The sequence below is a fragment of the Paenibacillus zanthoxyli JH29 genome, assembly GCF_000520715.1.
In the GTDB taxonomy this organism is placed as follows: domain Bacteria; phylum Bacillota; class Bacilli; order Paenibacillales; family Paenibacillaceae; genus Paenibacillus_AQ; species Paenibacillus_AQ zanthoxyli.
In genome coordinates this window covers 1-4188 of record NZ_ASSD01000320.1, presented here as the reverse complement: position 1 = coordinate 4188, position 4188 = coordinate 1, and the positions used below count along the sequence as shown (strand labels likewise).

The 4188-nt window shown below is 33.5% G+C and carries 5 protein-coding genes; 4 read left to right on the top strand and 1 reads right to left on the bottom strand.

The features are described from left to right. The 4 genes from L691_RS33550 to L691_RS0111690 all read left to right on the top strand — a co-directional run. Positions 1-224 (top strand): hypothetical protein (locus L691_RS33550; protein ID WP_232229163.1); only part of this gene is annotated, 224 nt, incomplete at its 5' end. Between the two features lie 160 nt (positions 225-384). After that, the gene (locus L691_RS0111700; protein WP_143766106.1) at positions 385-1287 is read left to right on the top strand and encodes an ABC-three component system protein; all 903 of its coding nucleotides are present in this window, start codon (positions 385-387) and stop codon (positions 1285-1287) included. Between the two features lie 99 nt (positions 1288-1386). Next, positions 1387-1638, top strand: coding sequence for an ABC-three component system middle component 6 (locus tag L691_RS0111695; RefSeq protein WP_156934223.1), 252 nt, complete (start codon positions 1387-1389; stop codon positions 1636-1638). Further along, positions 1631-3370, top strand: a complete 1740-nt coding sequence (locus L691_RS0111690; protein WP_025690712.1) for a DUF2326 domain-containing protein — start codon at positions 1631-1633, stop codon at positions 3368-3370. Before L691_RS0111695 ends, L691_RS0111690 begins: the two co-directional genes overlap by 8 nt. Before the next feature lie 186 nt (positions 3371-3556). Here the strand turns inward: L691_RS0111690 and L691_RS32745 are convergent, their stop codons facing one another. Then, positions 3557-3871 carry a S8 family serine peptidase gene (locus tag L691_RS32745; protein ID WP_232229162.1) on the bottom strand — a complete coding sequence of 105 codons (315 nt, stop codon included), beginning with the start codon at positions 3869-3871 and terminating at the stop codon, positions 3557-3559. Between the last annotated feature and the right edge of the window lie 317 nt (positions 3872-4188).

Below are 4188 nucleotides of genomic sequence, written 5' to 3'. Positions count from 1 at the left end.
CATGGGCGTCTAATACTTTATTTTCTAATACTTTATTTTCTTCTGATAGCGTTGCTTGGATTAGACATCGCCTGGAACAAGTGGTGCTAGATCTGTTGTTGATGTGCATTTTTGTGTTTCTGTACCAGGGAGGAAGAAAGCTGCTGTCTTTGGAGGTCCAGCGTTCCGTACCCCTGGCACGGTTTCTTACTTTAGGATTGCTAGTGGTCGTTGTTGTTTTATGACTTTGAATTATCGATTTACAGATTGTTACAATCATGTTAATGTGAAACTACACTGATTGGAAGCGCCGGCGTGTAGTCCGAAAGAATCGGCAAAATCGCCCTGTTGGCTTAGGCTTACAGGGCGATTTTTTGATTAATAAAGTCAGAAAGGATTGAAATTATGGATGATTTATCTATGTATTTTTATGATGTTAAGTATAAAGAGATTATTCGAGAAAAGACCGAAACTGAGTTTGAAAATTTTTTTTCTAAGGTAATGCAGACAAAATACAAAGATGATTTTATGCCATGTCGTCCATGGGGACAAGAGGGTGACAAGAAAAACGATGGCTATTTAATTAGCGAACGTCACTTATTTGCTGTCAATGGTCCTCATAGTCTTAATCAACCTAGGATGATAAAGAAGATAAATAGTGATTTTTCTGGTGCAATAGATTATTGGGAAGAGTTTTTTGATAAATGGTCTTTTGTACATAATCAAGATTCTTTACCTCCAAAGATTAATAAAGAGTTGTTGAAGCTAGGTACTAAATATACTGCCATTAAATTTACGTTTTGGGGTCCAAGTACATTAAGAGATATTATTTTTTCACTAGAAGAAGCTTATATTAGAGATATTTTAGGTCCAGTACCTTCAAAAATTAACTATGCTACATTAAAATTTGAAGACATACAACCTGTAATAAAATCGATCTCTAAAAGATCTAATCCAAGGAAAGAGGATTTGGAACCTGTACCAGAAAATAAACTTTTAATTAATGGTCTAAGTGATCCAATAATTGGACTAATAAAGGCAGGATTAATACGTGCTCCTTTAGTACGACAGTATCTAGACCTTCAAACAGAATTGAATTTAGGAGATCAAATTGCGGATACTCTACGTAGGCATTATGAGGATCTAAGAGATAATACAAAATTAGATCCTGATGAGATATATAGTGAATTGGCTAAATTTATAACAGATCCAAATAAGAAAGATAATCAGGTATATATGGCAGCTGTTCATACTGTTCTTGCTTATTTTTTTGAGCAATGTACAATTTTTGAAAGCGTGAGTGCATAAATGTACAATGAATGTTACATAGAGCTAGAACAAGTTATAATGAAAAAAAGCAGATATAAGAGTGACATTCAGTTGGTTAATAAGGAGGGGGGTGGGATCGTGTTGACACCCACTAAAAATTTGCATGAAGATAAATCAATTATAAAAATTGGTGCTAGAATACTTTCCATATTAAATTCTCCTCGTACGATTAGTACAGCATGGAAATCATATATTCAAATTCAGGAATCTGACATAAATGGAAAGATCAGAATTCAGTTTGATACTTTCATTTTAGCAATAGACTTTTTATACATTATTGGTGCAATTGAATATGAGGATGATTTAATGTGGAGGGCAAGAAATGATTAGGAAGATATATAGCACATTAAGCACGTTTAATACAATAGAGCTTCATGAAGGACTAAATATTTTATTAGCTGATGTAACTCAAAAGTCAACTGTAAAAGACACTCGAAACGGGCTGGGGAAAACTACGTTTATTGAGATTATTCATTTTTTATATGGTAGTAGTTGTACAAAGAATAGTATCTTTAAAATGGATCAATTTAAAGATGAATTTTTCATTATGGATATAGACTTAAAAGATAAGCTATATATAGTGAAACGACGTGGATCTGAATCGAATTTTGTGTATATACAGTGTGAGAAGGGGAGTTTTCTTGGAAAGAAATTCGGCGATGTAAATGTTAAGGTGAAAATTACTGAATGGAATGAATTTTTAGGCGAATATTTATTTAATTTAAATCATAGAGATGCAATATTGGAAGCTCATTTAAAATTCCGATCATTATTTCCATACTTTTCTAGGTTAACTAGAGATGGCGGATTTTTAGAAGCGACAAAATATTTCAAATCACAGAATGTGCATCTCACTCAAATTGCACTGTCATATTTACTTGGATTAGACACAAGCTTAGCAATCAGTTATAAGCAACTTGAGGAAAAGAAAAAAGAAATGATTGATCTAAAAAAAGCTATTAAAACAGATTCTTATAATAAGATTATGAATGATGGGATAAATTTAGATACTGAAATTACAATTCTGACTGTTAGAATATCAAAGTGCAAGAAGGATCTTGAAAATTTCCAGATCCACCCTCAGTACAAAGAAATCGAAATTGATGCTAATAGTTATGCTAAAAAAATAGCAGAGCTAAGTAATCAAAATTTTGTTGACAGACAAATTATAACTGAATTAATTAATGCGTCAGAAAGTGAAAAAAATATTACAGATTTAAATATAGCAGAATTATACGATGAAGTTAAAATTCAAATGCCTGATATTCTAATAAAGAAATTTGATGAAGCTAAAATATTTCATAAGCAATTGGTTTCAAATAGAAAAAAATATTTGCATGAAGAATTAGAGCATTATGAAGAAGCTGTAAAAAGTAGAGATAAATTAATCCATGAGCTTTCTTTGGAGCAGTCTAAAAAGATGATGATTTTAAATACACACGGAGCTCTTGAACAATATTCGCTATTACAATCAGAAATGAATGAACTTGTAAATAAACTAGATATGTACCAAAAACAACAAAATTTCATGAATAATATGCGTGAGGAAGCAGCTAAGCTGAAAATAGAAGAACAAAGGCTAATTATTGAGATTAATCAATCATTAGAAGAGCATTCAAACACTAAACGCCATGCGATTTTATTAGTCGAAGAGGTCTCTAGTTCTTTATATAACTCTATAGCTCAATTACATATAGGACAAACAACAAATGGGCGATACGATATTGAGATGGTATCCAGAAATCAAAATAGTACCGGAATTAATAGTATGTTAATTTATTGTTTTGATATGATGTTAATTCAAATGTCAAAGTATTTAGGAAGAAAAATGGATATTCTAATACATGATAGTACACTTTTTGATCCGGTGGATGAAAGACAAATAGCTGAAGCTTTGAGATTTGGTAAAGATAAATCTATTGAGGATGGATTCCAATATATAGTTACTTTGAATTCTGACGCTTTGCCTGAGAGCGTGAGAGAAGAAGTATCAAACTCCATAGTTCCTGTGCTATTAACAGATACAGATGAATCAGGATGTTTATTTGGAGTTTATTATTAAATCGATAATAGGCATTTAAATCTTATAATGAGAAGAAATGATGAGTAAAGTATTGTGTGTATCAGGCTGGTATGAAAACAGGATATATGTTGTGGCATCGGGAATATGAAGAAAAACAGGCCGCTGTTTTTTAGCGACCTGTTGCTTTTAAATATTTAGTGAACACCAACTGGGATTGAAAGGTTTTTATATGCTTTGAGAGGTTGGATTCCCCCCATCCTGTTGTAGTGTTCCAAGCTGTCCGTCAATATCTTTTGCTGTATTTCTAATGAGTGTTTTGATATCTTCTTGTTGGAAGGAAAGTTTTTCCTGTTTGAGTAAGGGGATTGTTCCAGCGGCAATAGGTTTTGCTGCTGAAGTACCCGTATCACTTTGGTGATATCCTGTAAAATGTGTTATTGAACAAAAGTCGGGTTTATGGGGATCTAAAGCAGCAGGGCCTTGACTGCTGTACCCTACAATCTGTTCTTCAATATTTACTGCTCCAATTGTTATGACCATAGGATGTCCGTTTGCACCCAGATGCTTTTTCCTGGGCCGTGGTCGAGCCCACAACAATTGTCAGGACATTGGTCACCACCACAATTACCGGCAGCGAATAATACAATTATACCCTCCTGTATAGCTTCAACAACCTTTCGAGTAAAAGGGTGATTGGGGTTATTTGCATAGTCTGTCGCGTTCCCGAAAATGGATAGAAGCTAAAGTGGAACAACTCGAAAAAACGCTATCTTACTGGAGTGAACAACCAAGGAGGCATTCACAAACCTCCGGGATTATTACAAAAAAAACTACGTCTGCCCAATTAACGAACAGAC